Here is a 1,195-nt window from a genome sequence, read left to right as displayed (position 1 = left end):
GGGGGGTCTGGGGGTGGGCAGCCCCAGCGCCACGGGGAGCCCCGCCAGCCCCCCGCGCCAGTGCGCGAGTTCGGCGCTGGCCAGGCTGTCCGGGTCGTCCTTGGAGCCGAGCAGTTCGCGCTGCCAGAGCGCGTGGTCGGCGTACTGCACCGGCAGCGGCTCCCAGCGCGGCCCGGCGCCGTCCAGCCGGGCCCGGTAGGCGTCGGAGAGGTCGCGGGCGAGCGGGCCGAGCGACCAGCCGTCGGCGGCGATGTGGTGCACCGTCAGGGCCAGCGCGTGGCTGTCCCGGCCGAGGGCGAACAGCCGGGCCCGCAGCGGCACCTGGGCGGACAGCTCGAAGGGGTGGGCGGCCTCGGCGGCCAGCGCCGCCTCCAGCGCGCCCGGCGCCGCCCCGGAGAGGTCCACCACGACCAGCGGGGCGCCGGCCTGCTCGGCCTCCTCGGCGGAGAGCACCAGCTGCGAGGGCAGCCCGTCGGCCTCGGCGAAGACGGTGCGCAGGCTCTCGTGCCGGGCCACCACGTCCCGGACGGCGGCGGCCAGCGCGGCGGCGTCCAGCGGGCCGGTGAGGCGGACCGCCAGCGGGATGTTGTAGCTGCCGGTGGGGCCGTCCATCTTGTCCAGGAACCAGAGCCGCTCCTGGGCGTGCGAGAGCGGCACCGAGGACGGCCGGTTCGGGACGGCGCGCAGCGCGGGGCGCCGGGGGGCCGGCTCCGCCGCGTCGGCGGCCGCCGACTCCGGGTCGAGGACGCGGGCCAGCGCCTCGGCCGTCCGGGCGTCGAACAGGGCCCGCACCGGGACGTCCGCGCCGAGCGCGGCACGCAGCCGGTTGGCGACCCTGGTCGCGGACAGCGAGTGGCCGCCGAGTTCGAAGAAGTCGTCGTCGGCGCCGACCCGGTCGAGCCCGAGGGCCTCCGCGAAGACCGCGCAGAGCAGTTCCTCGCGCTCCCCCACGGGCTCGCGTCCGGTGCCCGCCCGCTCGTCCGGCGGGGCGGGCAGGGCCTTGCGGTCGACCTTGCCGTTGGGGGTCAGCGGCAGGTCGTCCAAGGGAACGTACACGGCAGGGATCATGTGCGTGGGCAGCACCGATGACGCCCGCTCCCGCAAGCGGTCGCGGTCGATCCCTGCCGGTACGACATAGGCGACCCGGCGGGCGTCCCCCCCCGGGGCGGGGGGGGGCGGGGACTCGGGCCCCCGC

General features: G+C 78.2%; 1 protein-coding gene. It reads right to left on the bottom strand.

All coding sequences use genetic code 11. From position 1 onward, the window contains the following. The coding region (locus ACFV6I_RS37860) for a condensation domain-containing protein (RefSeq protein ID WP_380430648.1) at positions 1–1,056 on the bottom strand (1,056 nt) is incomplete at its 3' end. Between the last annotated feature and the right edge of the window lie 139 nt (positions 1,057–1,195).

This window comes from Kitasatospora sp. NPDC059803 (genome assembly GCF_042732255.1).
Classification (GTDB): Bacteria; Actinomycetota; Actinomycetes; order Streptomycetales; family Streptomycetaceae; genus Kitasatospora.
Note: the sequence above shows the minus strand (reverse complement) of the source record. Positions and strands in the feature narration are given on the sequence as shown.